This window comes from Nocardia sp. NPDC047654 (assembly GCF_043205035.1).
Lineage (GTDB): Bacteria > Actinomycetota > Actinomycetes > Mycobacteriales > Mycobacteriaceae > Nocardia.
This window is the reverse complement of the sequence record NZ_JBIDDF010000001.1, coordinates 203,180-227,979: the sequence shown is the minus strand read 5'-3', so window position 1 is coordinate 227,979 and position 24,800 is coordinate 203,180. Positions and strand designations below refer to the sequence as shown.

General features: G+C 68.9%; 24 protein-coding genes. 11 read left to right on the top strand and 13 right to left on the bottom strand.

Features of this window, described 5'->3' with window-relative positions:
* Nucleotides 1-4 precede the first annotated feature (4 nt).
* Together ACGF7Y_RS01095 and ACGF7Y_RS01090 are read right to left on the bottom strand one after the other, a co-directional pair.
* Complete coding sequence (locus tag ACGF7Y_RS01095; RefSeq protein WP_393228065.1) at nt 5-1,393, bottom strand: lipase family protein; 1,389 nt, start codon at nt 1,391-1,393, stop codon at nt 5-7.
* Between the two features lie 165 nt (nt 1,394-1,558).
* Complete coding sequence (locus ACGF7Y_RS01090; protein WP_393230843.1) at nt 1,559-2,698, bottom strand: esterase/lipase family protein; 1,140 nt, start codon at nt 2,696-2,698, stop codon at nt 1,559-1,561.
* 273 nt (nt 2,699-2,971) lie between these two features.
* Between ACGF7Y_RS01090 and ACGF7Y_RS01085 the strand changes: the two genes are divergently transcribed.
* The 4 genes from ACGF7Y_RS01085 (at nt 2,972) to ACGF7Y_RS01070 (ending at nt 7,085) form a co-directional block, all read left to right on the top strand.
* Nucleotides 2,972-4,219: a PucR family transcriptional regulator gene (locus ACGF7Y_RS01085; protein ID WP_393228063.1), complete on the top strand. Its 1,248-nt coding sequence runs from the start codon at nt 2,972-2,974 to the stop codon at nt 4,217-4,219.
* Nucleotides 4,220-4,267: 48 nt separating this feature from the next.
* Complete coding sequence (locus tag ACGF7Y_RS01080; RefSeq protein ID WP_393228061.1) at nt 4,268-4,966, top strand: hypothetical protein; 699 nt, start codon at nt 4,268-4,270, stop codon at nt 4,964-4,966.
* A gap of 212 nt (nt 4,967-5,178) precedes the next feature.
* Complete coding sequence (locus tag ACGF7Y_RS01075) at nt 5,179-6,348, top strand: thiolase family protein (RefSeq protein ID WP_393228059.1); 1,170 nt, start codon at nt 5,179-5,181, stop codon at nt 6,346-6,348.
* Nucleotides 6,345-7,085, top strand: coding sequence for an SDR family NAD(P)-dependent oxidoreductase (locus ACGF7Y_RS01070; RefSeq protein ID WP_393228057.1), 741 nt, complete (start codon nt 6,345-6,347; stop codon nt 7,083-7,085). Before ACGF7Y_RS01075 ends, ACGF7Y_RS01070 begins: the two co-directional genes overlap by 4 nt.
* A gap of 209 nt (nt 7,086-7,294) precedes the next feature.
* Here ACGF7Y_RS01070 and ACGF7Y_RS01065 read toward each other — a convergent pair whose 3' ends face one another.
* From ACGF7Y_RS01065 to ACGF7Y_RS01055, 3 genes are all read right to left on the bottom strand, one after another.
* Nucleotides 7,295-7,624 carry a transglycosylase family protein gene (locus ACGF7Y_RS01065; protein ID WP_062969504.1) on the bottom strand — a complete coding sequence of 110 codons (330 nt, stop codon included), beginning with the start codon at nt 7,622-7,624 and terminating at the stop codon, nt 7,295-7,297.
* Nucleotides 7,625-8,306: 682 nt separating this feature from the next.
* On the bottom strand, nt 8,307-8,771 hold the full coding sequence (locus ACGF7Y_RS01060) for a PaaI family thioesterase (RefSeq protein WP_391465965.1): 465 nt from the start codon (nt 8,769-8,771) through the stop codon (nt 8,307-8,309).
* Between the two features lie 143 nt (nt 8,772-8,914).
* The gene (locus ACGF7Y_RS01055) at nt 8,915-10,060 is read right to left on the bottom strand and encodes an acyl-CoA dehydrogenase family protein (protein WP_357116715.1); all 1,146 of its coding nucleotides are present in this window, start codon (nt 10,058-10,060) and stop codon (nt 8,915-8,917) included.
* Between the two features lie 112 nt (nt 10,061-10,172).
* Between ACGF7Y_RS01055 and ACGF7Y_RS01050 the strand changes: the two genes are divergently transcribed.
* Nucleotides 10,173-10,844 (top strand): TetR/AcrR family transcriptional regulator, encoded by a 672-nt coding sequence (locus ACGF7Y_RS01050; RefSeq protein ID WP_062969500.1) that lies wholly within the window; start codon nt 10,173-10,175, stop codon nt 10,842-10,844.
* 27 nt (nt 10,845-10,871) lie between these two features.
* Here the strand turns inward: ACGF7Y_RS01050 and ACGF7Y_RS01045 are convergent, their stop codons facing one another.
* Together ACGF7Y_RS01045 and ACGF7Y_RS01040 are read right to left on the bottom strand one after the other, a co-directional pair.
* Entirely contained in the window at nt 10,872-11,438 is a 567-nt protein-coding gene (locus ACGF7Y_RS01045) for a type 1 glutamine amidotransferase domain-containing protein (protein ID WP_393228054.1), read from the bottom strand.
* 59 nt (nt 11,439-11,497) lie between these two features.
* The gene (locus ACGF7Y_RS01040; protein WP_393228052.1) at nt 11,498-12,157 is read right to left on the bottom strand and encodes a MerR family transcriptional regulator; all 660 of its coding nucleotides are present in this window, start codon (nt 12,155-12,157) and stop codon (nt 11,498-11,500) included.
* A gap of 110 nt (nt 12,158-12,267) precedes the next feature.
* Between ACGF7Y_RS01040 and ACGF7Y_RS01035 the strand changes: the two genes are divergently transcribed.
* From ACGF7Y_RS01035 to ACGF7Y_RS01020, 4 genes are all read left to right on the top strand, one after another.
* Complete coding sequence (locus tag ACGF7Y_RS01035) at nt 12,268-13,230, top strand: hypothetical protein (protein WP_393228050.1); 963 nt, start codon at nt 12,268-12,270, stop codon at nt 13,228-13,230.
* Nucleotides 13,227-13,673 (top strand): ABA4-like family protein, encoded by a 447-nt coding sequence (locus ACGF7Y_RS01030; RefSeq protein WP_393228048.1) that lies wholly within the window; start codon nt 13,227-13,229, stop codon nt 13,671-13,673. Before ACGF7Y_RS01035 ends, ACGF7Y_RS01030 begins: the two co-directional genes overlap by 4 nt.
* Complete coding sequence (locus ACGF7Y_RS01025; protein WP_393228047.1) at nt 13,670-14,206, top strand: hypothetical protein; 537 nt, start codon at nt 13,670-13,672, stop codon at nt 14,204-14,206. The genes ACGF7Y_RS01030 and ACGF7Y_RS01025 overlap by 4 nt, the downstream gene beginning before the upstream one ends.
* A gap of 140 nt (nt 14,207-14,346) precedes the next feature.
* Nucleotides 14,347-15,297 (top strand): alpha/beta hydrolase, encoded by a 951-nt coding sequence (locus ACGF7Y_RS01020; protein ID WP_393228045.1) that lies wholly within the window; start codon nt 14,347-14,349, stop codon nt 15,295-15,297.
* A 138-nt stretch (nt 15,298-15,435) separates the two neighbouring features.
* Here ACGF7Y_RS01020 and ACGF7Y_RS01015 read toward each other — a convergent pair whose 3' ends face one another.
* Nucleotides 15,436-16,911 carry an MFS transporter gene (locus ACGF7Y_RS01015; protein WP_393228043.1) on the bottom strand — a complete coding sequence of 492 codons (1,476 nt, stop codon included), beginning with the start codon at nt 16,909-16,911 and terminating at the stop codon, nt 15,436-15,438.
* Nucleotides 16,912-17,045: 134 nt separating this feature from the next.
* On the opposite strand from ACGF7Y_RS01015, the gene ACGF7Y_RS01010 reads away from it, so the two are divergent.
* Nucleotides 17,046-17,984: a LysR family transcriptional regulator gene (locus tag ACGF7Y_RS01010; protein WP_393228041.1), complete on the top strand. Its 939-nt coding sequence runs from the start codon at nt 17,046-17,048 to the stop codon at nt 17,982-17,984.
* A gap of 6 nt (nt 17,985-17,990) precedes the next feature.
* Here ACGF7Y_RS01010 and ACGF7Y_RS01005 read toward each other — a convergent pair whose 3' ends face one another.
* The 5 genes from ACGF7Y_RS01005 to ACGF7Y_RS00985 form a co-directional block, all read right to left on the bottom strand.
* Entirely contained in the window at nt 17,991-19,067 is a 1,077-nt protein-coding gene (locus tag ACGF7Y_RS01005) for an ADP-ribosylglycohydrolase family protein (RefSeq protein ID WP_393228040.1), read from the bottom strand.
* A 215-nt stretch (nt 19,068-19,282) separates the two neighbouring features.
* The gene (locus ACGF7Y_RS01000; RefSeq protein WP_393228038.1) at nt 19,283-20,152 is read right to left on the bottom strand and encodes a metal ABC transporter permease; all 870 of its coding nucleotides are present in this window, start codon (nt 20,150-20,152) and stop codon (nt 19,283-19,285) included.
* Between the two features lie 25 nt (nt 20,153-20,177).
* Nucleotides 20,178-20,912: a metal ABC transporter ATP-binding protein gene (locus ACGF7Y_RS00995; RefSeq protein ID WP_393228036.1), complete on the bottom strand. Its 735-nt coding sequence runs from the start codon at nt 20,910-20,912 to the stop codon at nt 20,178-20,180.
* Nucleotides 20,909-21,781, bottom strand: a complete 873-nt coding sequence (locus ACGF7Y_RS00990; RefSeq protein ID WP_393230841.1) for a metal ABC transporter substrate-binding protein — start codon at nt 21,779-21,781, stop codon at nt 20,909-20,911. The genes ACGF7Y_RS00995 and ACGF7Y_RS00990 overlap by 4 nt, the downstream gene beginning before the upstream one ends.
* A 163-nt stretch (nt 21,782-21,944) precedes the next feature.
* Entirely contained in the window at nt 21,945-23,192 is a 1,248-nt protein-coding gene (locus tag ACGF7Y_RS00985) for a cytochrome P450 (RefSeq protein ID WP_393228034.1), read from the bottom strand.
* 231 nt (nt 23,193-23,423) lie between these two features.
* Here ACGF7Y_RS00985 and ACGF7Y_RS00980 point away from each other — a divergent pair, with 231 nt between their 5' ends.
* A complete protein-coding gene (locus ACGF7Y_RS00980; protein WP_393228033.1) occupies nt 23,424-24,788 on the top strand; it encodes a flavin monoamine oxidase family protein in 1,365 nt (454 codons plus the stop codon).
* Nucleotides 24,789-24,800 lie beyond the last annotated feature (12 nt).

Here is a 24,800-nt window from a genome sequence, read left to right as displayed (position 1 = left end):
GCGGTCAGGACAACGGATTGCGGAGGGCGGCGGAGAGGACGGAGGGGCGGCGCGGTCGGGGGCGCGCCAGCACCGGCGGGCGCGCTCCACGGATCGGCCGTCCCAGCCACATGCGGGCGAGCAGGGCCGCGAAACTCAGGTGACCGCTCAGCGCCGGACCGGCGAAGGCGAGCGACCACCGGGTCCACGTACCGGCCGCGGGCAGCTCGCGGCCGGCGAAGCGGCCGGCGAGCCAGTCGACCATCACCGGCAGCGCAAGGAACTGCAACAACAGATGGGTGCTGAGCCGATCGCGAAGGTAGCGCACGTGGACGCCCGCTTCGACGTAGCGCGCGACGTGGCCGTCGACGTCGGCGACCGCGATCACCTCGTCGTGCACGCCTTGCAGCACGAGCATGGGCAGCGCGGGCGCCCGGCGGCCGGGGTGGATGTCGTCGAGGATCCGCCGCAACCCGTCCTGCGCGATCATGGCGGCGAGCCCCGCGCCACTGTGTTTGTCGATGTCGCGCCGGGCGAAGCGATACAGCAGCGGGAACGTCGCGGTGGTCTCGGTCTCGGCCAGCCAGCCCAGATACCGCGCGTCCAGGTGGGCGCGCAGCATGCGGTCCAATTCGGGGTACCCGCGGCGCAGTCCGGCGGTGAAGACGGCCGCGAAGCCCGCGAAAAGCGTGCCGTTGAGCCGGACGAACGCGGCCGCCGGATCACCCACCGGCGACCCGGCCACCGCGCCGACGACATTCAACTCGGGCGCGTACTCGGCGGCCGCCTCCGCGGCCCAGGCGGTGGCCAATCCCCCGCCCGAATATCCCCACAGCGCAATGGGTGTAGCCGGATCCAGACCCAACGGCAGGAAGGCGAGGGCGGCGCGGACCGCGTCCAGCGCGCGATATCCCGGCTCCCTGGCCACCCCGAACCGGCCGGCCGTTCCACCGTGATCCGGAACCGACACCGCCCAGCCGCGCGCCAAGGCACTGACGATCAGCGGCAGCTCGAGCTGCGGAATCGAACCGGCCGCCCGCGCTCCGCGCCGAAGCGAGTACGAGGGCAGGCATTTCGAGGCGACCGCGTCGATCGCGCACTGGAAGGAGACCAGCGGGCGCGGCTCGGCCGGATCCGCGCCCCACGGCAGCAGCACCGTGGTCACCGCGACCTCCGGCACACCATCCAGATCACAGGTGCGATAGAGCAACTGCCAAGCCGAGATACGCTGCGGCACAATACCGAAGAATCCGATCTCCACCGCGCGCGTGCGGACGATCGCACCGGGGCGCAAGCGTTCGACCGCGGGCGGTGGGACGTAGAACGGATCGTCTTCGGGCAACATCGGCCGATCCGAGAACGTCGCCGGCTCCGGCGGCACCGGGCCGCCGTCCCATTCGAGCTCCACACTCATCCGGTTTTCCTTTCCGACGGCACGGCCGTGATCGCGGGCGCCGCCGTGCCGACGACAGCGGGGTGGCCCGTATTCCACCCAACCAATGCGCCGGCCGGAAAAGAATTGGCTCGCGCGCCAATCAAGCGCTCGCGAATTCTCGCGCCGATGCAGTGACAGCGTGGCTCACAAGCTGCCGTTGCCGCCGATCATCCACGGATTGAAGGCGCATTCCAGCGACGGGTGCGCGACCGGATCCAGCGCGTGCAGCACGATCGAGGCCGCCCGCGGGGAATACATCATCGTCAGGTGGTCGGACATATCCTGCTCGCACCCGTCTTGCAGTGTGACGTTGTCCACCGTCGCGTCCGGACCGGCCTGCAGGAATGTCCATTGATAAGGGTTGGTGACCTCGTCGTGCCGGGAGCCGATCGCCGTGTACTCGACGCCGGGCACGGTGTCGCCCTGCGCGTTCAGGCCGGCGTAGAACGACGAGCCCACCGCCTGCTGGATATTGGCGATGCCGACCAGCGGCTCGTAGAACCCGAGGATATCGACGCCCAGGTTGTTGATGATCCGGCCCAGCGTCGCCATGCCCATGAGCGAGGTGCCGTGGTGGGTGGCGCCCAGGCTCACCAGCTTGCCCACTTTGCCCTGACCGCCTTCGAATTTCAGATAGTGGTTGGCGACCGTGCCACCCTGGGAATGCCCGACGATGTCGACGGCCTGCGCGCCGGTCGCGCCCAGCACACGATCGATGAAGTCCCGCAACTGCACCGCCGAATCCTCCATCCGCCCCACACCGAAGCGCCCGGGCAGGACCGGTCCGAGCCCGCCGCCCTGCATCAGGCCGGATCGCCCGAAGTTGAAGGCGAACACGCAGATTCCGGCGCGCGCCAGCCGCGGCGACAGGGAGGAGAAGGTGTCGTAGGCGTTCAGCCAGGTGCCGTGCAGCAACACCACCGGTCGCGGGTGTTCGGCGGACGGCGCGCAGTTCCAGCGGTTGGCGCCGGGCGGAGCCGCGTCGGGATGGGTCAGCCCGTAGCCGAAAGCGGCCAGATACGCCGACATCTCCGGACCTTCGCCGGACGCGTCGGACGCGACGCTGGTCGCCCATCCCGACGAACTGCCGGTGTCCACGATCGCGCGCGGCTGCCTGCCGTCCGGGGCGGGGGTGAGGCCCGCGCTGATGTAATCGGCGAGGGCCTGCTGGGTCGGTTCGATCTCCTCTTGTGCCTGCGCCATCCCGCCGCCGAGCGCGGTCGCCATTGTCACCCCTGCGATCACCGCGGCCCCGAGAATCGCCTGCCGAGCGTTGTGCATCATTGCCAACATCGAGTTCACTTTCATTCGCACCGAACGAACGCGACTCGGCGGTGCGTCGAGCACCGCCTCCGAATGTATCCCGCGCCACATTCGGAGGGAGATGTGATCGGGGCCATATCTATGAGCCGCTTTTCGAATGTAGGGCGCTCTCCGGGCCGGTGTCACTGCACCTAGAGGAGAAGATTCCCTCCGGAATATTGGCGCGCGAGCCAAAATTCGGGCGACCACGCCCATGGCCTTGCCGCTGTTTGTGTGGTCGGAAACAATCGGCCCATGTCCGTCGTGTTGTCCCCGGTGGCCGGAGACGCCCCGCTCGTCGCCCGGTTGCTGGCTCGCTGGCCCCAGATCGCCGAGCGCATGCTCGCCGCAGGTCTCGGCACCACCCCGCCGGCCGCCGACCTGCCGGAGGGCCACTTCACGGCCGAGGTGCTTCCGGCGATCTACGCCTGCGGCCGCGCGGTGCTCCAGGCGATCGGCGAACAGCGCAGCTTCACCCAGGCCGAGGTCGCGACGTTCGTCGCTCCGGTGGCCGAGCGGCACGCCGAGGACCGGCTCCCGTTGCCCGTGCTGATCGAGGCCATCCACGGCTCCGCGCAGACGGTGCTCCATGAGGCGGCCGCGCTGGCCTCCCGCGAAGAACTCGACGAACTCGTCCTGGTCGGCAGCAGACTGCTCGAGCTGCTCATGCGGATCAACATCACCGTCGTCGAGGCCTACACCGAGGTCGAGCAGTCCATCTACAACGCCGAACGAGAGGCGCGTCGCGCCCTGTGCTCGGCGCTGCTGCACGGGTTGCCCGCCGCCGAGCTGGCGGCGCGGGCGGACACCGCACTCGCCGAGCAATACACGGTGCTCGCGATCCACATCCGCCACCACGACCAGCCGAGCACGGTCGCCACGCTCGTCGGGCGGCGGCGCATCCGGCTGCTGCACCGCGCCTTGGACGCTCTCGCGGGCACCACCACACTGGTCACTTTCGACGGCTGGACCGGAATCGCGTTGCTGCCCAGCGCTTCCGACGCCGAACTCGACGACACCCGCTACCACCGGCTCGCCGAGGAACTGACCGAACACCTCGGGGCGCCGGTGTTCCTCGCCGAATACGCGTCCGTGCCGCAGGACGCCATCGCCCAGACGGCGAAGGAAGCCACCGACCTCGCCGAACTCGCGCGGCTGCTCGGCAAGCCCGCGGGCGTCTACCGGCTCGACGACCTGCTGCTGGAATACCAGCTCACCAGACCGGGTACCGCGCGCGCACGGCTGGCCGAGCGCATCTCCCCCATTCTGGACAGTCCGCACCTGCTCGAGGCGCTCGACGCGCACCTGCGCCACGGCTCCGACCGCAAAGCCGCGGCGGCCGAGATCCACGTGCACCCCAATACCTTCAGCTATCGCTTGCGCCGCGTCGCCGAACTCACCGGCGTCGATCCCACCGATCCGCGCGATTCACGGTTACTGGCGGCCGCGCTGACGATTCAGCGCCTGTATCCCGTCCGGCCGGCCGGTGAGGGCAGGTCCTAGCCGGGAACTCGCTCGCGCCGCGCGCCGGTCATGGCTACCGTCCGACGCATGGGAGACGAGCACGGGTCGATCGAAGGGGGCGGCTATCTGCTGACCGGTCGATCGCTGAGCGAATACCGGGCCATGTTCGCGCTCACCGACGACGACCTGCGTGGCGAGATCCTCGACTGCCCCGGAGGCGCCGCGAGCTTCGCGGTGGAGGCGGCGGCGCTCGGCGCGCGGGTGGTCGCTGTGGATCCGGTCTATCGACTGCCCGCCGCGGAGCTGATCGCTCTGGCGGCTGAGGAACTCGAGCACAGCACGTCCCACACGACAGCCGCCGCCGACCGCTACGTCTGGGATTTCTACGGGGATCTGGACGGCCATCGGCTTGTGCGAGAAGCCGCCGCGGCCCGGTTCGCCGAGGATCTGCGCGCCAACCCGGAGCGCTACCGCTTCGGCCTCCTGCCCGCGCTCGATTTTCCCGATCGCGCCTTCGACCTGGTGCTGAGTTCGCATCTGCTGTTCACCTACGCCGACCGCCTCGATTTCGACTTCCACTTGGCGACGCTGCGGGAACTGGCGCGATCGAGCCGTGGCGAGGTACGGGTGTTCCCACTCGTCGACCACGCGGGCGGGCCGCTGGACGACCTGCTCGATCGCCTCCGAAAGGCGTTGCACGCCGGAGGAATTCGAACGGATATCGCCGAAGTGGACTTCGAGTTCCAGCGCGGGGCGCGCTCGATGCTGCGATTGATCGCGACCTGACCGGGCCCGAGCAAGCCAGGATCGCCGACGCGCTCGCGGGCGTCGGCCGCAGCGCCGCCATCGCAGTCCTCACCGGCGCCGGGCTCATACGCGGGGCTGCGCCGTCGCCGCGTTCGCGATCCCACGTGAGCGCCACCCGACCTGGCCCGAGAGGGCGAACCTGTGTTAACTTCACTGTGAATCGCAGTTAACTTAACTGATCGGAGAGGGCTATGAGGTCCGCCGTCATCGTCGATGTCGTCCGTACACCGTCCGGTAAGGGCAAGGCAGGCGGCGGCCTGTCGGAAGTGCATCCGGCCACCCTGCTGGCGGGCGTGCTCGCCGAACTCGTCGCCCGCAACGACCTCGATCCCGCGCTGGTGGACGATGTGGTCGGCGGATGCGTCACGCAGAGCGGGGAGCAGGCGTTCAACATCAGCAGGACCGCCGCGCTGGCCGCCGGGTTCCCGGAGTCGGTGCCCGCCACCACGGTGGACCGGCAGTGCGGGTCCAGCCAGCAGGCGGCGCACTTCGCGGCGCAGGGTGTCATCGCGGGCGCCTACGACATCGCGATCGCCTGCGGTGTGGAGTCGATGAGCCGCGCGCCGATGTTCTCCAACGGCCAGGGCAAGGACGCCAACCGCGGCCCGCTCGCGCACCGGTACCCGGAGGGCTTGATCCAGCAGGGCATCGCGGCCGAGGTGATCAGCGCCCGATGGAAGTTCGATCGCGCCGCGCTCGACGAGTTCGCGGCCCGCTCACATCGGCTCGCCGCCGAGACCGCGGCGGCGGGCGGCTTCGACAACGAACTGGTGGCCGCGGGCACGCTGACGGCCGACGAGACCATCCGGCCCGCCACCACCGGCGAAAGCCTCGCGAAGCTGCGGCCCGCCTTCGTCGACGATCAGTACACAGCGCGCTTCCCCGAGATCGAGTGGTCGATCACCCCGGGCAACTCCTCGCCGCTGACCGACGGCGCCTCCGCCGCGCTGATCATGAGCGAGGAGGCGGCGGCGAAGCTCGGGTTGCGCCCGCGCGCCCGCTTCCACTCGTTCGCCGTGGTGGGCGACGATCCGCTGCTCATGCTCACGGCCGTCATCCCGGCCACGCGCAAGGTGCTGGATCGCGCCGGACTGAGCATCGACGACATCGACGCCTACGAGGTGAACGAAGCGTTCGCGCCCGTGCCGCTGGTCTGGCAGCAGGAGGTGAACGCCGATCCGGACAAGCTCAACCCCCGTGGCGGCGCCATCGCCCTCGGCCACCCGCTGGGCGCCTCCGGCACCCGCATCCTGTCGACCCTGGTCAACCACCTGGAGCAGACCGGCGGCCGCTTCGGCCTGCAGACGATGTGCGAGGCGGGCGGTCTGGCCAACGCGACGATCATCGAACGCCTCGGATGAGCGACCGCACGGCACTGGTAACCGGCGGGTCGCGCGGTATCGGCGCGGAGGTGGCGCGCCGCCTGGCGGGCGAGGGGTATCACCTGACCCTGGCCGCGCGAACGCCCGAAACCCTCGAGCAGACCGCGGCCCGCCTGCGCGAGGAGACGGGCGCCGAGGTGCACACCGTGGTCGCGCAGATGACCGACCTCGATCAGGTGCGCGCTCTGGCACAGGCACACGAGGAACGCTTCGGTGGGATGAACGTGCTGGTCCTGAGCGCGGGCACCGGCACGGCGGGCGCCGTGGCCGACCTGCCCGCGAAGGCGAACGAGCGCATGCTCGACGTGAATTTCCGCGCGCCGTTGACCCTGATCCAGGCGGCGCTTCCGCTGCTGCGCAAGAGCGCGAGCACCGACCGCGAGCGCGGCGCGAAGATCGTCGCGCTCGCGTCGATCACCGGCGTCGCGGGGGAAGCGGGCCTAGCCGCGTACGGCGCGACAAAGGCGGCGCTCATCTCGCTGTGCGAGACGGTTTCGCTGGAGGAGTCCGGGAACGGCGTCAGTGCGACGGCGGTGTCTCCCGGTTACGTCGACACCGATATGACCGCGTGGAAGCGGGAGGTGCTCGACCGGTCCGCCATGCTCACCACCGGTGACATCGCCGAAATGGTACTGGCGATCACCCGGTTGTCCCGCAACGCGGTGGTGCCGAACATCGTGCTGTCCCGTGCCGGTGACCAGCTGTGGCGCGCTTGAGCACCGTTACCGGACAGCGACCGAAGCGCGGGTCCGTCGCCGGAAGTAGCGCGCGAATCCGAGTTCGGTGAATTCCGATTCGGGTCGGACAATTCGACGCTGAATTGCCCGACTCGATTGTGGCGATTACGCGTAATCGCCGCCCGGCATTTACCGCCGAGAATTAGCCCGGCGCCTACCGAAACTCGGCGGTAGGCGCCGGTGGCGCATCAGAGGTAGGCGCCGCACACGGGCCAGGCGCCCGGACCCTGGGTCGCGAGCACGTTCTCGGCGACGCGGATCTGCTCTTCGCGGCTGGCGCTGGAGGGGCTGCCGGAGCCGCCGTTGGCCTCCCAGGTGCTCTGGGTGAACTGCAGGCCGCCGGCGAAGCCGTTACCGGTGTTGGTGGACCAGTTGCCACTGCTCTCGCACTGCGCGACGGCGTCCCAGTTATGGGCCGACGCGGTGGCGGTCGAGAGACCGAACGGCACGGCGACGAAAGCGCCGATGGCCGCGGTGAAGCCGAGAACACGAGTGGTGAATTTACGGTTATGCGACATGAGATTTCCCGCCTGCGCCCACCGGCTCGACGTATATCGCCGCGCCCCTGTCCCCAGGAAGGTTGTGGACACTCGAACCGCGGGACAGGGTTTCCGGCGTTCTGCGATTCGAGCTCGATCTCGGTGTTGCCCCGAGCCGTCACCGACGTTAGCGGAGATGTCGCGGCAGATCACGTTCGAATAACGCGCCGCGACATTTGACCCCTGGTCGAGACTCGCAGCCATTCCCGCAGGTCGATCGGTGGAAAATCCGCCATATAGAACGTGCGTAATGCTTCCGTTATGTGTTCGAGATCACGATTAGATCGTGAAACGAGTCGCATTTTCCCAGGTCCACGACTTGCGGTAGTAGGTAGACAACCGCCCTGCGGGGCGCGCGGGCGACTCCAGCGACCGACTCGTTATCTTCGATATCGACCACTTTCCCCGCCGCGCGCCCGATGCGACGACGGCGCGGCGCGGAAGCGATCCGTGACCTGGATACGGGCCTCCGCGCATGCGTCGCACGACCGCGGGCGCGCTCACGCCGACCTGGTAAAACGGCGCGGACCAGGCGTTATAGCGGTGGACCGCGGAGATGAGAGCGTCTTCGCCTCCGCGGCCCCCGCCTATCGACACACCAACGGTTCGCCACCCCGGCCACGACAGCGGCCGCAACCACTGCCGTGGGTAACGACTCGGACTACTTCCCGTGCGCCCGCAACTGGTAGAGCCCCTCGGTTTCCGCGACGACCACACCGTCGGCGTCGGTCACCACCGCACGCAATGTGAAGTCGGATTTGCCGTTCGCGGCCGCCTCTTCGCCGATGCGCGCGATCTCCTCCTCCGACAGCGTCGCCTCCGCGCGCACGTCGGTCTTGGCCGGCTTGCGGAAGAAGATGCGCAGGTCCTTCACCAGCGGATAGAACGCCGAGTTGTCGAAGGTCGCGACCGCGATCGCGCCGCCGAGGATCTCGGCGACGGTGAACAGCACACCGGCGTACATCACGCCGAAGTGGTTGCCGTTGCCCTCGGCGGGCACCGAGGTCGCCGCGAAACCGCGGCGCACCTCCACCGCCTGCACGCCCATCTTGTGCGCGATCGGGATGGTGAATTCCAGTGCCCCGTTGACGATGTCCTTGAACGGAGGAGTTTCGACGTCGCTCATCGCAATCGTCCCTTCACGCCGGAGGTGGCCAGCACCTCGTTGTCTCTGCCACGGCCACCTGGGTGGACCTCACCGAAGCGTAGGCCCCCGGGTCCGCGCACCGACAAGGTGTTGGCACTGCGCCAACACCGCCGGTCACCCGATCAGAGGCTGCGGGCGATGATCTCCTTCATGATCTCGTTGGTGCCGCCGTAGATCTTCTGCACCCGGCTGTCGGTCCACATCCGGGAGATCGGATATTCGGTCATGTAGCCGTAGCCGCCGTGCAGCTGGAGGCAGTCGTCGGCCACCGACATGGCGCGGTCGGTGGTCCACCACTTGGCCATGGCGACGGTCGGGATGTCCAGTTCCCCGCGCAGATGCCGCGCGATGCAGTCGTCCAAGAAGACGCGGGCCACCCTGGTCTCGGTGGCCGCCTCGGCGAGGGTGAACTTGGTGTTCTGGAACGCGAACAGCGGTTTGCCGAAGGCGTGCCGCTCCTTCGTGTAGCGCAGCGTCACCTCCAGCGCGGCCTCCATCCCGGCCACCGACCCGACGGCGATGATCAACCGCTCCTGCGGGAGCTGCTGCATCAACTGGACGAAGCCCTGGCCTTCCTGCGTGCCGAGCAGGTTCGACACCGGAACCCGGACGTCCTCGAAGAACAGTTCGGAGGTGTCCTGCCCCTTCTGACCGACCTTGTCCAGCACCCGGCCGCGCCGGAAGCCCGGCCGGTCGGCCTCGACCAGAACCAACGAGATGCCGCCCGCGCCCTCGCTGGTGTCGGTCTTGGCGACCACGATGATGAGGTCGGCCTGGCTGCCGTTGGTGATGAAGGTCTTGGACCCGTTCACCACGTACTCGTCGCCATCGCGGATCGCCTTGGTCTTCACGTTCTGCAGGTCCGACCCCGTGCCGGGCTCGGTCATGGCGATCGCGCCGACGACCTCACCGCTGGCCATCTTCGGCAGCCACTGCCGCTTCTGCTCTTCGGTGCCGTAGTGCAGCAAGTAGTGCGCGACGATGCCGCTGTGCAGCGTGGCGCCCCACGAGGTGTCGAACGCCTTGGCCTGCTCTTCGATGAGTACGGCCTCGTGCGCGAAGGTGCCGCCGCCCCCGCCGTACTCCTCCGGGATCGACGCGCACAGCAGGCCGAGCGCGCCCGCCTTGGTCCAGAAGTCACGGTCGACGTGGTGCTGCTCGATGAACTTGTCGATGTTCGGCGTCAACTCCTTCGCGAAGAACGAGCGGGCGAGCTCGCGCAGGGCGTCCAGGTCGTCGTCGAGCCAGGCGGACCGGTAGGTCGTCATCGGGTGTGTCCTTGCGAAAGTCTGATACCGACAGTTACGGGTACAGTGTGTACCAATCGACTGCCGGGTACAAGGTGTACCACCTGATCGGCCGACGGATACGCTGAGCCGCGTGGCACGACAACCCTGGGTGGACACCGCCGACGCGCGACGGTCCACCAGCAACCGGCCAGGCCGGGACGAGCGTCGCCGCGCCATCGTGCAAGCCGCGATCGCGGCGATCGAGGAGGACGGCCCGCACGCGCTCACCGGCCGGATCGCCGATCGGGCCGGATTGGCCCGCACGCACGTCTACCGGCACTTCGCCAGCAAAGAGGAACTCGACCTGGCGGTCGCTCGGCACGCGCACCGGGATCTCACCGAACGGATTCGCGCGCAACTGGCCGTGGACGGCACCCCGCTGGACATCATCCGCGCGCCGTTGGCCCAGCACGTGCGGTGGGCCGCCGAGCATCCCAATCTGTATCGCTTCCTGGTCGGACGCGACTACCGGCGCGGCCGCAACGAGCCGCGCGTCGGCGGAAGCGCTTTCGCCGCCGAGATCTCCGCGGCGGCGGCACGCTACCTGCCGGATTTCGGGGCCGACCCCTTGGCCGCGGACCGGGTGGTGGTCGCGCTGCTCGGCTTGGTCGACGCCTCGGTGCGCTGGTGGCTGGAGCACCACGACACCACCGAGACCGCCCTCGTCGACCGCCTGACCACCGAGTGCTGGTTGCTCATCGACAACCGCCTGCGCGACCTCGGCATCGCGATCGACCCGCGAAAACCACTGCCGGGCAACTGAACCGGCACGTCGCGCGAGATCGCCTGGTCACCGTGCGGCAGGGACCACTTCGCGCGTGATGGCGTGCACGAAATCGGGGAGATCACCGGGGTTGCGCGAGGTGAGCAGCGTCCACCCGTCCTCGGTGGAGCGCACCGCCGCTTCGTCGACCCAATCGCCGCCCGCGTTGACGATGTCGGCGCGAAGCGAGAAGTACGAGGTCAGTGTCTTACCCCGCACCAGCTCGGCGTTCACCAGCAGCCACGGGCCGTGACAGATCGCGGCGATCGGCTTGCCCGCGCGCGCGAACTCCTTGGCCAATTCGATCGCCCGGTCGGTGACCCGCAACTTGTCCGCGTTCACCGTGCCGCCGGGCACGACGAGTACGTCGAAATCGTCCACCGACACTTCGTGCAGCGACGTATCCGGTTGCACGACGGCGTCTTTCTCCGTGTCGTGCTGATACGTCTGCACCTCTTCCCGCTTCGGCGCGGCGTGGGTGACCCGCGCGCCGCGCTTGCGCAGTTCGTCGCGCGGCACCAACAGCTCGTCCCGCTCCACCCCCGTGTTCGACGTGATGATCAGCACGCGCGTTCCATCCAACTGATCGGTCATGAGCGACTCTCCTTTCGCCTCGGGTTGGTCCTCTTTCGGCATGCCGCGCGAAGGCCGGGCTAAACCTCGCCGGCGGCGCGGTCCGCGTCGTCTTCCGGCGGCAACAGCGTGCTGGAGAGATGCTCCTGCGCCAGCCTGCGCAGCGCGGCGAGCAGGGTGTCGCCCAGAATCGTTCCGACGATGGCGGTTTCGGTCATCCGCTCCAGGCCGGGTTGGTCGCGGACCAGGGCGATGTCGGTGGCGGCGATGGCTTCGCTCGCGCCCGCGTAGTCGTCCATCGCGGCGACCACGTCGTCGTGGCCGAGCAGGCGCAGGGCGGCACAGACGTCCACGAGGGTGCCACGCGCCGGGCTGTCGTCGTGGATCCGCCAGCCACGCCGGTCCAGCAGTGCCGCGACGTTCTGCGCGGCGGCCTCCCGCTGCTCGTCACCGACCTGCGATCTCCGCCCGCCCAGCGCATACTGCACATGGCCGAGCGACTCCCGCGCCGACAGGCTGCCGCTGTCGAGCGCCGCGAGCAGTTCCTTCGCCGCTTCGATGGACACACCGCCGATGTCAACCAGCGCCCGGATCAGCCGCAGCCTGCTGACGTGGACATCGCTGTATTCGGCCTGATTGCGATGGGTGCGCACACCGGAGGGCAACAGCCCCTCGCGCACGTAGTACTTGATCGTCGCGGAGGGGACGCCGCTTACGCGGCTGAGCTCGGCGATCCGCATCGGACTCCTCGGACTGGTTCGGCTTCTTGACAGTAGATAGTACAGCTATCCATAATCAGAACTGATAGTGCAACTATCGATAGTCTGAGTTCCTGAAAGGCCGACGTGTCGTGACCGCCCTCTTCCAGCGTTTCCCCGCTCTCTCCTGGCATCGGCCGCTGATGCTGCTGGCCGTGGCGATGGCCCTGCTGGTCGCCTGGTCGATCGGGGGGATGATCGTCGACGACCGCGCCCTGACCGGGCTGCCGATCTGGGCCAAATCCGCCAAGTTCGCCCTTTCGGTGCTGATCTATGCCGTGACCTGGGCGTGGTTGCTCGCCCAGCTCACTCGATGGCAGCGCATCGCCTGGTGGGCGGGGACGGTGGCGGCGCTCGGCTTGGCGGTGGAACTGATCGTCATCACCACCCAGATCGTGCGGGGGACGACCAGCCACTTCAATTTCACGACGCCGTTGAACGCGGCGCTGTGGAACGTCATGGGTTCATCCATCGTGGTGGTCTGGATCGCCACCCTCATCGCGTCGGCGGCGTTGTTCGCCGACCCGGCGGCCGACCCGGCCCGCAACACGGCGATCCGGTACGGCGCCGCGCTCTCGCTCGCGGGCGCCGCACTGGGGATGCTGATGGTGCGGGCAACGCCCGAGCAGCGAGCGGCGGGCGGTTCGATCAGCGGCGCCCACACCGTGGGGCTTGCCGACGGCGGCCCCGGACTACCCCTGCTCGGCTGGAGCACGGCGGGCGGCGATCTGCGTGTCCCGCATTTTCTCGGAATGCACGCCTTGCAGGCGATTCCGCTGGTGCTGCTCGCGCTCGAATTCGGATCGCGGCGGATCCCGGCCTTGCGCTCCGCGCAGACCAGGCGAACGCTCGTCGTAACCGCCGCGGCGACCTACGCGGCGCTGCTCACCGTGCTGACCTGGCAGGCGCTGCGCGGGCAGTCGGTGGTCCATCCCGACGCGGCCACCCTGGCGGCTTTCGCTGCGATCGCGCTCGGCGCGACGGCGTTCACGGCCACCGCGCTGCGACCGAAACACATTGCGGCGCAGCACTTCCCGGCAGGAGCGAGCCGATGACGGAACTGCTCTTCGACCTCACCTTCTGGTTCACGGCGCCGTTCTGGGCACTGATGATCCTCGCGCCGACATGGCGGAGGACCGCCGCGCTCGTCGCCTCGCCGCTCATCTGCCTCCCGCCGCTGATCATCTACGCGGCCCTGGTCGTGCCCGAGTTCGGCGCGTTCGCCGCGGCGCTGATCCGTCCTGAGCTGTCCGGCCTGCGGGCGGTACTCGGGGAAAGTTCCGGGGCAGCGGCGGCATGGGCGCACTTCGTGGCCTTCGACCTGTTCCTCGGGCGCTGGATCTTCTCCGACAGCCGCACCCGCGGCCTGCCATCGCTACTGATCAGCCCGCTGCTCGTGCTCACCATCCTCTTCGCGCCGCTCGGCGTCCTGCTCTACCTGCTCATCCGATTCACCACGACCCCGGCGCCCGGCCGGACCGTCCCCATGGAGGCATGATGGAAACCCTCATCGTTCTGCTGACCACCCTGCTCGCGCTGCGCACGGCGGGGGCCCTCGGCGCGCGCCGGTTCGCCGCCTGGCCCACCTGCGCCGCCTACTCCCTCGGCGTGATGCTGATCATGACCGGCACAACGCATTTCCTGCCGGAGGCGTTCGCCGACTCCCCGGTGCCCACCCACGGCGATCTGCTCCCGATGGTGCCGCCGGTCGTCCCGTTCCCCGGCGTGATGGTCTACCTGACCGGCGTCCTGGAACTGCTCGGCGCGGTGGGCCTGTTCCGCACCCGCACCCGCCGGGCCGCGGGGCTAGGGCTCACCGCCCTGTTCGTGGTGATGCTGCCCGCCAACATCTACGCGGCCGTCTCCGGCATCCCGTTCAACGGCGCACCCGCGACACCGCTGTGGGCACGTATTCCGGAGCAGGCGCTGTACATCGGCGCGGCGCTGTGGGCGGCCGGTGTCCTGCGGTCCACCCGACGAGGTGACCGCGGCCTTTCAGCAGGGAGCGCTCCGGAGCACACGGTGGCCTGACGGCACAGCGCCGAACCGGGAGACACAATCGATTGACGCGTCATCGAAAAGCGTTGCCTTTATGATGTTTCGACTCACAGTCGGCCGAGAAACGTTCCGGCGCAATGAGTGCCGTGTCCGCGGATGGGTACAACGGAATAGTGAGTGCTTCTAAATATTTGGGCGTGCTCGTCAGCGCGCTGGCGACCGCCGTCGCAGTGTCCGTCTTCGCCGTACAACCCGCCGCCGCCGAGGCGGCGCGCGCGCACGTGGTCGGGCAGGTTCCGCTCGGCGGCTCGGTATCGCAGATCGATGTCTATTCGCCGTCGATGGATCGGGTGGTCACCAATCGGGTGATCCGTGCGGCGGGGGGCGGTCCGGCGCCCACGCTGTATCTGCTCACCGGAATCGGCGGTGGCGTGGACGGGATCTCGTGGTGGGACGACACGGACGTGCGTGAGTTCTTCGCCGACAAGCGAGTCAATGTGGTGATGCCGGTCGGTGGCGCGTACAGCATGTACACCGACTGGCGCGCCGACGATCCGGCGGTCGGACGAAACCGGTGGCAGACCTATCTGACCCGGGAACTTCCGCCGACCCTCGACGCCGAACTCGGGACGACCGGACGCAACGCGATCGCCGGGGTGTCGATGAGCGCGGGCTCCGCGATCGACCTCGCGATCCAGGCGCCCGAGGTGTACGACGCCGTGGCGGCCTACAGCGGGTGCCCGTGGGCCGCGGACGCCGCGGGCGCGGCGATGGTCACCGCGCAGGTCATCCGTGGCGGGGGCAACCCGGGCAACATGTGGGGATCGCCGGGCGACGCGCTCTGGCGGGCACACGACGCCTTCGCCAATGCGAGTGCGCTGGCCGGGAAAACCATCTTCTTGTCCGCCGCTTCGGGCACTCCGGGAGCGATAGATCGCGGCCTGCCCTTCCCCCCGATCGAGGCGATCGCGGGTTCCTGCACGGCGGCCTTCGCCGACCGTCTCGAGGAACTCGGGCTACCGGCGATTCACGTCAACCGCTCGGAGGGCTCGCACACTTGGGGGCAATTCGAGACCGACCTGCACGAGTCCTGGCCGCACCTGGCCCCCACACTGGGCGCATAAGGGTTCTTTCAAGCCGTCGGGCGCTCCCCCCGCTACCCGCAGGGCGGAGCCCCGACGACCCCCGTCTTGCCGGACAGCACGCGAGGCCGAACCCCGTCAGGCCCCAGATCCGAGGGCGGGCGCCGTTGTCCGACAGCGTTATTCGCGGCGGTCTCGATGCCCGCCATCGAGCTTTCCGGCGTCCGATGGCCGGCGCGGACGAGAGCTGCGCACTCGTACCGCCAGAACCATCACCAGACCGCAGGTGACGAGAAGCGCTGCGACGGCGAAGGTCCACTGCGCACCACGTGCCACCTGCTCCGGTGCGGCGACGGTGACATCGCTCGCGCCGACCGCGAAGGCGAAGACCGCTCCCATGACCGAGGCTCCGGTGATGAGGCCCAGGTTGCGGGAAAGGTTCAGCATGCCCGACACCAGCCCGCGCTGGTGCGGTGCGACGTCGTTCATGACCATCGTGTTGTTGGCCGCCTGGAACAGTGCGTAGCCGCAGGTCGTGATCATCAGCGGCAGCACGTATCCGATGACACCGGCGGTGGTGGGCAGCATCGCGAGCGAGGTCGTGCCGCCGATCACGGCGCCGAGCCCGACCACCACCATCGGCCCGGCGCCGAAGCGATCGGTGGCGCGCCCCGCGGGCACACCGGTGAGGGCGGACACCGCCGGACCCGCCGACATCACCAACCCGACAACGGCGGGCGCGAGATGCAGAGCACGGGCGAGATGGAAGGGGCCCACGACAAGGGTGGTCATGACGACTGTCGAGACCAAGGCGCTCGTCGCCAGACCGGCGGCGAGGACAGGGTCGCGGAATATGCCGAAGGTGAGCAGCGGGGCCTCGACCCGGCGCTCGGCCACGACGAACAGACCGAGACACACCGCGCACGCGCCGAGCAACCCGATACCGAGCGGGCCGAACCTCCCCTCGATCGTCATGGCCGCGGCGTAAGCGCCCAAAGTGAGAGCCAGCAACAACGTGCCCAGGACGTCGAAACGCGACCGCCCGGGCTTCTTCTCCGGCGCGGACGCGGGCAGCGCGCGCATCGACAGGACGATCGTGAGCAGCCCGAGCGGCACGATGACCAGGAAGATGGCGCGCCAGCCGAAGGCGACGACGAGGACTCCGCCGAGCGAGGGACCCAGCGCGGTGCCCACCGCCGACATTGTCCCGAGCAGACCCATGGCGCTGCCGGTGCGGTTCTTCGGGACGGTTTCGCCGACGAGGGCTATCGTCAGCGCCATCATGGACGCGGCGCCGGCTCCTTGCAGCGCCCGAGCGGCGACCAGGACGGCCGGATTCGGGGCGAGACCGCACAGCAGCGTCGCGCCGGTGAACACGCCGATGCCGACGAGCAGCAGCCGTCGTCTACCTGTGATGTCACCGAGCCTGCCCGCGCCGACGATCAGCGACGTGGTGGCCAGCAGATAGGCGATCACCACCCACTGCACCTGGTGGAAGGAAGCGGCGAACGCCACCGCCATGGTGGGCAGCGCGACATTGGCGATGCTGATACTCAGCGACGGCAGCAGCATCGACAGCGAAAGCGCGAGCAGCGGCCGGGCCGAGGGTGCAGGGTGAACGGGCGATGTCCGCACGAGTGGTTGCGCTGGTTTCACGACGATGACCTCTTCGATCGGGGGTGTCTCCCTGGACGCTAGGTCCCGCCCCCACCTGGCGGAAGGCGCACAAATGGAAAGCCGATTGTGCACCGAACGCCATGTCACGAACGAGCTTGTGCGATCGTGTGCGCATGGCTCGGCCCGATCTGAACTTGCTGATCACTCTGGATGTCCTGCTCGAGGAGGGCAGCGTCACCCGGGCGGGCGAACGGCTCGCGCTCAGCCCATCGGCGATGAGCCGCCAGCTGGCGCGGCTGCGCCGAGCCACCGGTGACCCGCTGCTCGTGCGGTCGGGCCGCGGGCTCACGCCCACACCGCGCGCGGTGGAACTGCGCGACCGCGTACGCGACCTGGTCCGGGAGGCCGAAGAGGTGCTGCGGCCGGCCGGCACGCTGGACCTGGCCGGGCTGGCCAGGAACTTCACGGTGCGGAGCAGTGACGGCTTCGTGGAGCGGTTCGGCCCCGAATTGGTGGCCGAGGTCGGCCGCGCCGCCCCGGGCGTTCGGCTGCGCTTCGTGCAGAAGACGAAGAAGGACACCGGTCCCTTGCGCGATGGCAGCGTCGACCTGGAGGTCGGAGTGATCGAGCGCGCGCTGCCTCCGGATATCGCGAGCACGTCCCTGTTCGCCGACCGGTTCATCGGGGTGGTGCGCAGCGAGCATCCGCTGCGCACCGGGATGATCACGACGGCCCGCTATGCCTCCGCGCGGCACGTGCACGTCTCACGGCGCGGCCTGGACGAGGGCTTGGTCGACGAGGCTCTGCACCCCACCGGCCACCGGCGGGAGGTCGTGACGGTCGTGGACGGTTTCGGCGCCGCCTTGGCGCTGGCGAGATCCTCGGATCTGGTCGCGACGGTTCCGGAGCGCCACACCACGGTCCTGCGGCGCGGGATGCACTCGTTCGCCCTGCCCTTTCGCGCTCCCGAGGTGACGGTGTCGTTGCTGTGGCACGTCCGGTTCGAGGCGGACGCGGCGCACCGCTGGCTGCGCGGCCGTGTGCTCGAGGTGTGCCGGCGACCGGACGGCACGGGAGCGGAGAACGCAGTGCGCGAGGAAGCCTCGTCCTGATCGTCGTCACAGACCTTCGTCGCGGGGGTATCGCGGGGCGAGCGCGGCCCGGTCGCCGAGACCGAAGTTCATGACGAGATCGTCGGCGACCCGGACCAGCACGTCGCGTCCCTCGACCGCGGCCGCCCACTCCATCGGCAGTCCCGAGACGCCGTGCACGGCGCCGATCAGATTGCCCGCCACAGCACCGGTGGAATCGGAGTCGCCGGAGTGGTTCACCGACAGCAGCAGCGCCGCGCGCACATCGCCGGTCCTGGCCGCGTGCAGAGCGCAATAGACCGCGATGGCCAGGCACTCCTCCGCGACCCACCCCTCACCGACCTGCTCCACCTGTTCGGCGGAGACCGCCCCCTCGGACAACTCGACCGCCCGGGACAGTGCTTCCACGGTTTCCGCGCTCGCGGGATGGGCCCGAAGCTGATCGACCGTCTCGCGCACCGCGATCGGCAACTCGATACCGGTCACCACGCGATCGATCAGTGCAGCGAACGCGCCCGCGGCCAGATATCCGGTGGGATGTCCGTGGGTCAGCTGCGCGGCCCGTGCCGCTGTGGTGAACGCCTGGTCCGGCCCCACACCGGCCAGCCCGAACGGCGCGGACCGCATCACCGTGCCGCAGCCTTTCGAATGCGCGTTCACCGGACCGGGTTCGCCCAGCGGCGCCGGCGCGAGGTATCCCCGCGCTTGCTGGTTCAGACCGGACATACACGCGTTCCCCGGGGCGCGCGTCGCGTACAGGAAGGGCAGACTCGCCAGCCACCCGTCGACGTGTGGCGCGGGCTCCTCTTGACGCTGGGTCTGCAACCAGCGCAGATACGCTCGGCGCAGCGCGGGCACCGGATCGGCGCCCGGCTGCGACCGCAGCAATCCCTCCGCGGTGAACAGCGTCATCTGGGTGTCGTCGGTGATCTGCTGCGGTGCGTCCACGGCGTGCTGCGGCAGGAAGCCCGTCACCCCGTCGTCGCCGTAGCGCTGCCGAATCTGCTCCAGCCGCAGGAATTCGATGGGCCACCCCAGCGCGTCCCCCACCGCTCCGCCCAGCAGAGAACCGCGGACCCGATCGAAGATCGTCGTGTAATCCACCACGAGACATCATCTTCGCGCATGCGGCGCGCGGTCCACCACGGTGCGGGCCATGTCGGTCCGGCGCCGGGAAGGCGCGGACGGCCGGGACGCGCTGGTTGAAGAGCGGCATCCGCGACCGGCGCTCGCGTGCCTCCCCGAGAACCGCTCGGCCGCAACGAAATCCAGTCTTGACGGCACGGAACTCGACCTTTCGGTCGCCGTGGGTTCGCCGATCAAGCGCTCATCGAATCCGCGCGACGCGCCGCGAAGATCCGCCGTCCGAGCACGCCTTGCCGGGGCGCGAACAGATACACGGCCGTGAAGAACAGTCCCTGGACCACGACGACCATGCCGCCGGGAGCCGTGTCCAGGTGGTAGCTCAGGTACAGACCCGCCACCGCGCAGGTCACCGAGACGGTGGGGGCGATGACCAGCATCCGGCCGAAGCGGTCGGTGAGCAGGTAGGCCGTCGCGCCCGGGATGATGAGCATGGCGACCACGAGGACCACGCCGACCGCTTGCAGGGCGACCACGGCGGTGAGGGCCAGCAGGCCGAGCAGTGCCGTGCCGAGCAACCGGGGGCTGAGGCCGATGGCGTGCGCGTGCGTGGGGTCGAAGGCGTACAGGGTGAAGTCACGACGTTTGAGGACGAGCGCGGCGAGGGTGATCGCGGCCAGGATCACCACCTGGATCAGCTCGGCGCGGCTCACACCCAGCAGGTTGCCGAACACGATGTGGTTCAGGTCGGTTTGGCTCGGCGTCACCGAGACGAGCACCAGGCCGAACGCGAACAGTGTCGTGAAGACGATGCCGATGGCGGCGTCCTCCTTGATCCGGCTGGTGTCGCGCACCACGCCGATCAACGCCACCGCCAGGAACCCGAACACGATCGCGCCCACCGCGAACGGCAGCCCGAGGATGTAGGCCAGCACCACGCCGGGCAGCACGGCGTGCGAGACGGCGTCCCCCATCAGCGACCACCCGATCAGCACCAGCCAGCAGGACAGCACCGCGCACACCAGCGCCGCGGTCACGGTGGTGGCCAGCGCGCGCACCATGAACTCGTAACGCAAGGGGTCGGTCAAGATTTCGGTGAAGCTCATACGTCCGTCCCACACTCGGCCGGGCTCACACCCGGTTCATCACATCCAGGCCGAACGCCCTGGCCAGGTTCTCCGGGCGCAGCACCGCGTCGGGGCTGCCCTGGGCGAGCACCGTCCGCATCAGCAGCACCGCCTCGTCGGCGAGGCCGGGCAGGGCGTGCAGATCGTGCGTCGACACCAGGATGGTGGCCCCGCCGGCGGCGAGCTCGCGCAGCAGCGCGGTGATCGTGGCCTCCGAACGCTTGTCGACGCCCGCGAACGGCTCGTCGAGCAGCAGAACGGTCGCGCCCTGCGCCAGCCCGCGCGCCACGAAGGCGCGCTTGCGCTGCCCGCCGGACAACCGGCCGATCTGCCGGTCGGCGAGATCGGTCAGTTCCACCCGCTCCAGCGCCTGCGCGACGGCTTCCCGATCGGCCCTGCGCGCCCGGCGGGTGATACCGAGCCGCCCGTATCGCCCGGTCATCACCACATCCCGCACCGAAAGCGGGAAAGTCCAGTCGACGTCCTCGCTCTGCGGGACGTAACCGAGGATCCCCGCCCGGCGCGCCGTCACGGGGGCGCCGCCGTCGATCCGCACCGTCCCCCGGTCGGGCCGGGCGAGACCCATGATCGTCTTGAACAAGGTGGATTTGCCGGAGCCGTTCATCCCGATCAGACCGCACACCCGCCCCGCATCGACGGTCAGGTCGACATTCTCGAGCGCGGGGACCTCGCCGTAGCGGACAGTGACGCCGCGCACCTCGATCGCGGGCGTGCTCATGGGCGGTGCCCCGTCAGGGCGGAACCGATGGTTTGCGCGTCGTGCCTGATCAGCGCGAGGTAGGTCGGCACGGGCCCGTCTGCCTCCGACAGCGAATCGACGTACAGCACGCCCCCGAACGCCGCGCCGGTGGCTTCGACCACCCGGCGCATCGGCGCGTCCGACACCGTGGACTCACAGAACACCGCAGGCACCCGCTGCCCTCGGACGAAGTCGATGGCCGACGCGATCTGCTGGGGTGTGGCCTGCTGCTCGGCATTGACCGCCCAGATGTACTTCTCGGTGAGTCCGGCGTCGCGGGCCAGGTAGGAGAAGGCGCCCTCGCACGTGACCAGAGCGCGCTCGTTCGGCGGTAGGGCGTTCAAGGTGCCGGTCAATTCGTCGTGCACCTTGCGCAGCTCGGACTTGTACCGCTCCGCGTTGGCGCGGAAATCGGCCGCGTGGGCAGGTGCGAGTTCATCGAACGCGCGCACCATGTTGTCGACGTAGATCTGGGCGTTGTGCGGCGACATCCACGCGTGCGGGTTCGGTTTGCCCTGGTAGGCGTCCTCGCGGATCGGCAGCGCGTCGACGCCCTCGCTCACCACGACATGCTTCACCCGCAGGTCGGAGACGAACTGGGCGAACCACGCCTCCAGATTCAGCCCGTTGTCCAGGATGAGATCCGCTTTGGACGCCTTCTTGATGTCGCCCGGTGTCGGCTCGTAGCCGTGGATCTCCGCACCCGCTTTGGTGATCGACTCCACGGTCAAGTGCTCGCCCGCCACGTTCCGGGCGATGTCCGCGAGCACCGTGAACGTGGTGAGCACCACCGGCCGGTCGTCGGCGCCCGCCTCGGTCGCGGCGCAGGCGGTGAGGGCGCATGCCATGGCGCCCACCGCCATTGCCGCCACCCATCGACGCGGAGACCGAGCGAACACGCGGTGGAGCCGAACCTTCATGCACAGAGATGATAAGTTCGGCGAGCCTAACTTACAAGTTCGAGCGAATGAAACACCTCGCGCTTGTTCGCGTCCAGTGGTTGCCCGTGGCTCACAGCAGCGGCAAGGGCGGAGACTCCGGGAAGACGATCGGCAGAGCGGTCAGCGCTCGGTGGAACGGGCCCGGCCGCCAGGTCAGTTCACCGGGCTCTACCGCGAGGCGGATCTCCGGCAGGGCGTCGAGCAGTTGATCGATCGCGTCCTGGGCGATCAGATAGGCCAGCGAATTCGCCGGACACGCGTGCGGACCCCCGCCGAACGCGAGATGGGCACGATTGCCCGCGAATTGTCCGGCGCGGATCGCGGGATCGGTGTTGCAGGCGGCGATGCTGATCACGACCGGTTGATGAGCGGGCAACCAGACGTCGTCGATGAGGATCGGCTGCTTCGGGAAGCTGAAGCAGAAGTTCGCCATCGGCGGATCGTTGAACAGCACCTCGTCCAGAGCGTCCCGGGTGGACAGGCTGCCGCCGAGCACACTGCCGCCGAACCGCTCGTCGGTGAGGATCAGCAGCAGCGTGTTGACGATCAGATTCTGCTGGGGCTCGATGCCGGCGCCGTACAGCGTGCCCAGCTGGTGCACCATTTCGGTGTCGCTCAGCTCGGCCGGGTGCCGCAGCATGCGCGTGGTGATGTCGTCCCCGGGTTCGGCCCGTTTCAGCAGGGTCAGCTCCCCCAGCGAATCGATGAGCATCTTGTTCCCGCGCTCGGCCTCGACACCCTCGAAGATCGCGGCCATGCCGGTGGCGGCGCGCTGGGCGATCTCGGCCGGGCAACCCAGCATGGCGTTCAGCACCGCGAAGGAAAGCGGAAACGCGTACTGGCGCACCACATCCGCGGACCCGTCCGCGCAGAACGAGTTGATCAGCGGCGTCGCCAGCTGCGCGACCGTGTCGCGCAAGCCGTACAGGTCGATCTTCTCCAGCCCCGCGACGTTGGCCTGCCGGTAGCGGGCGTGCTCGGCCCCGGCATTCCGCAACGCGTTGGGCCGCCACTGCATCATCGGCAACACCGGGCAGTCGGCGGCGATGTCCTGCTGCCACGCGCGGGGGTCGGCCGGAAAGTGCTCCGGGTCGTTCACGATCCGCACGGCGGCGTGATAGCCGATCACCAACGTCGCCGGTATATCCGGCGCCAGTTCCACCGGCGCCAGCGAGCCGTACCGCGCCCGCATCTCGCGATAGGCAGCGTGCGGGTCCGCGGCGAATTCGGCGGAGTACAAAGGGATCCGCGGTCCGTCGGTATCGATCGGCGAACCATGCGGCGCGTGGCTGTGCGCGGAGGACGGGGACATCGTCATCGAAAGGGCTCCAGGCGGTCGGACAACAAGATCCGAAGCGTAGGCAGCTTGCCGAGCGTCCGTACGGCAAATGGCGAGAGATGACCGCCCAGTGCAATTTGCTATAGAATTGCCCGAGATTCGACGCGTAGACCTGATCGAAGGCGAATGCACCCGCTGTGCTGATAGCTCCGGTCGAGCGCAGGTGACACGGCGGCCGTGCGCGCTACTGCGACACGAGGACGGCACGCCATGACTGACGTCGACTTTTGCGTAATCGGCGGGGGATTCGCGGGAATGACGGCCGCGCTGCGGCTGAAACAAACGGGCCGATCGGTGGCGCTGCTGGAAGCGCGCGACCGGCTCGGGGGGCGCACATTCACCCGAGTGCGCGACGACGGGTCGTGGATCGATCTCGGCGGCGCCTGGATCGGGCCGGGTCAAGACCGCGTCCGGGCGCTGATGACCGAGTACGGGGTACCGAGCTACAAGCAGTACACCGACGGCGAGGCGATGATGGTCGTCGACGGCAAGCAGCACCGGTACACCGGCACCATCCCGTGGACCATGAGTCCGTGGGCGGCGATGAACCTCGGGGCGGTGTTCCTCGAGCTGGGGCATATGTGCAAGTCGGTTCCCCTGGAAGCGCCGTGGTCGGCGAAGAAGGCCGACAAGTGGGATCAGGTCAGCTTGGCGCACTGGCTGGAAGGCAATGTGCTGTCCAAGCCCGCGCACGATCTGCTCGAGACGGCCATAGCCGGCTGCTACACGTCAGCGGCCTCGGAGGTGTCATTGCTTTTCGTGCTGTACCAGATGGCGTCGGGCGGGGGGCCCAGCTTCGTCCTCGGCGTCAAGGACGCGGCGCAGGACGCGCGGCCGGTCGGTGGCATGGGCGCGATCTACCGGCCGATGGCGGCCGAACTCGGCGATTCGATCCACCTGTCGCAGCCGGTGCGCTGCATCCATCAGGACGACGAGGGGGTCATGGTCCGCGCGACCGATCTGACGGTGCGCGCGCGCCGGGCGATCGTGGCCGTCCCCCTCGCGATCGCAGGCCAGATCTCCTACCGGCCGATGTTGCCGGTAGACCGATCGTTCCTGCATCAGCGCATGCCGAGCGGCTCGATCATCAAGGTCTCCGCCGTGTACGACGAACCGTTCTGGCGCGACGACGGCCTGTCGGGACAGTCGGTAGCCCCGGGCTCGCCCGCCACGGTCACCATCGACGCGTGCACCGACACCGGACGCCCCGGGGTGCTGTGCGTGATCATCGAGGGGCCCATCGCACGACAGGTGGGCCGACTCGACGAGACCGAACGAAGAAGCGCGGTACTCGGCGCACTCGTCGAGCGGTTCGGCCGTAAGGCGGGCTCACCCGTCGACTACATCGAACAGGACTGGAGCGCCGAGCGGTACTCCGGCGGCGGGATGCTCAGCCACGCGCCGACCGGCGTGCTCACGCAATTCGGCCACGCGCTGCGCGAGCCGTGCGGGCGCATCCACTGGGCGGGCACGGAGAGTTCCGCGGTGATGTGCGGCTGGATCGACGGGGCCATCCGCTCCGGCGAACGCGCGGCCAGCGAAGTCATGGAACACGAGACCGCCGTGGTGGGCTGACGGGAAGTGGGT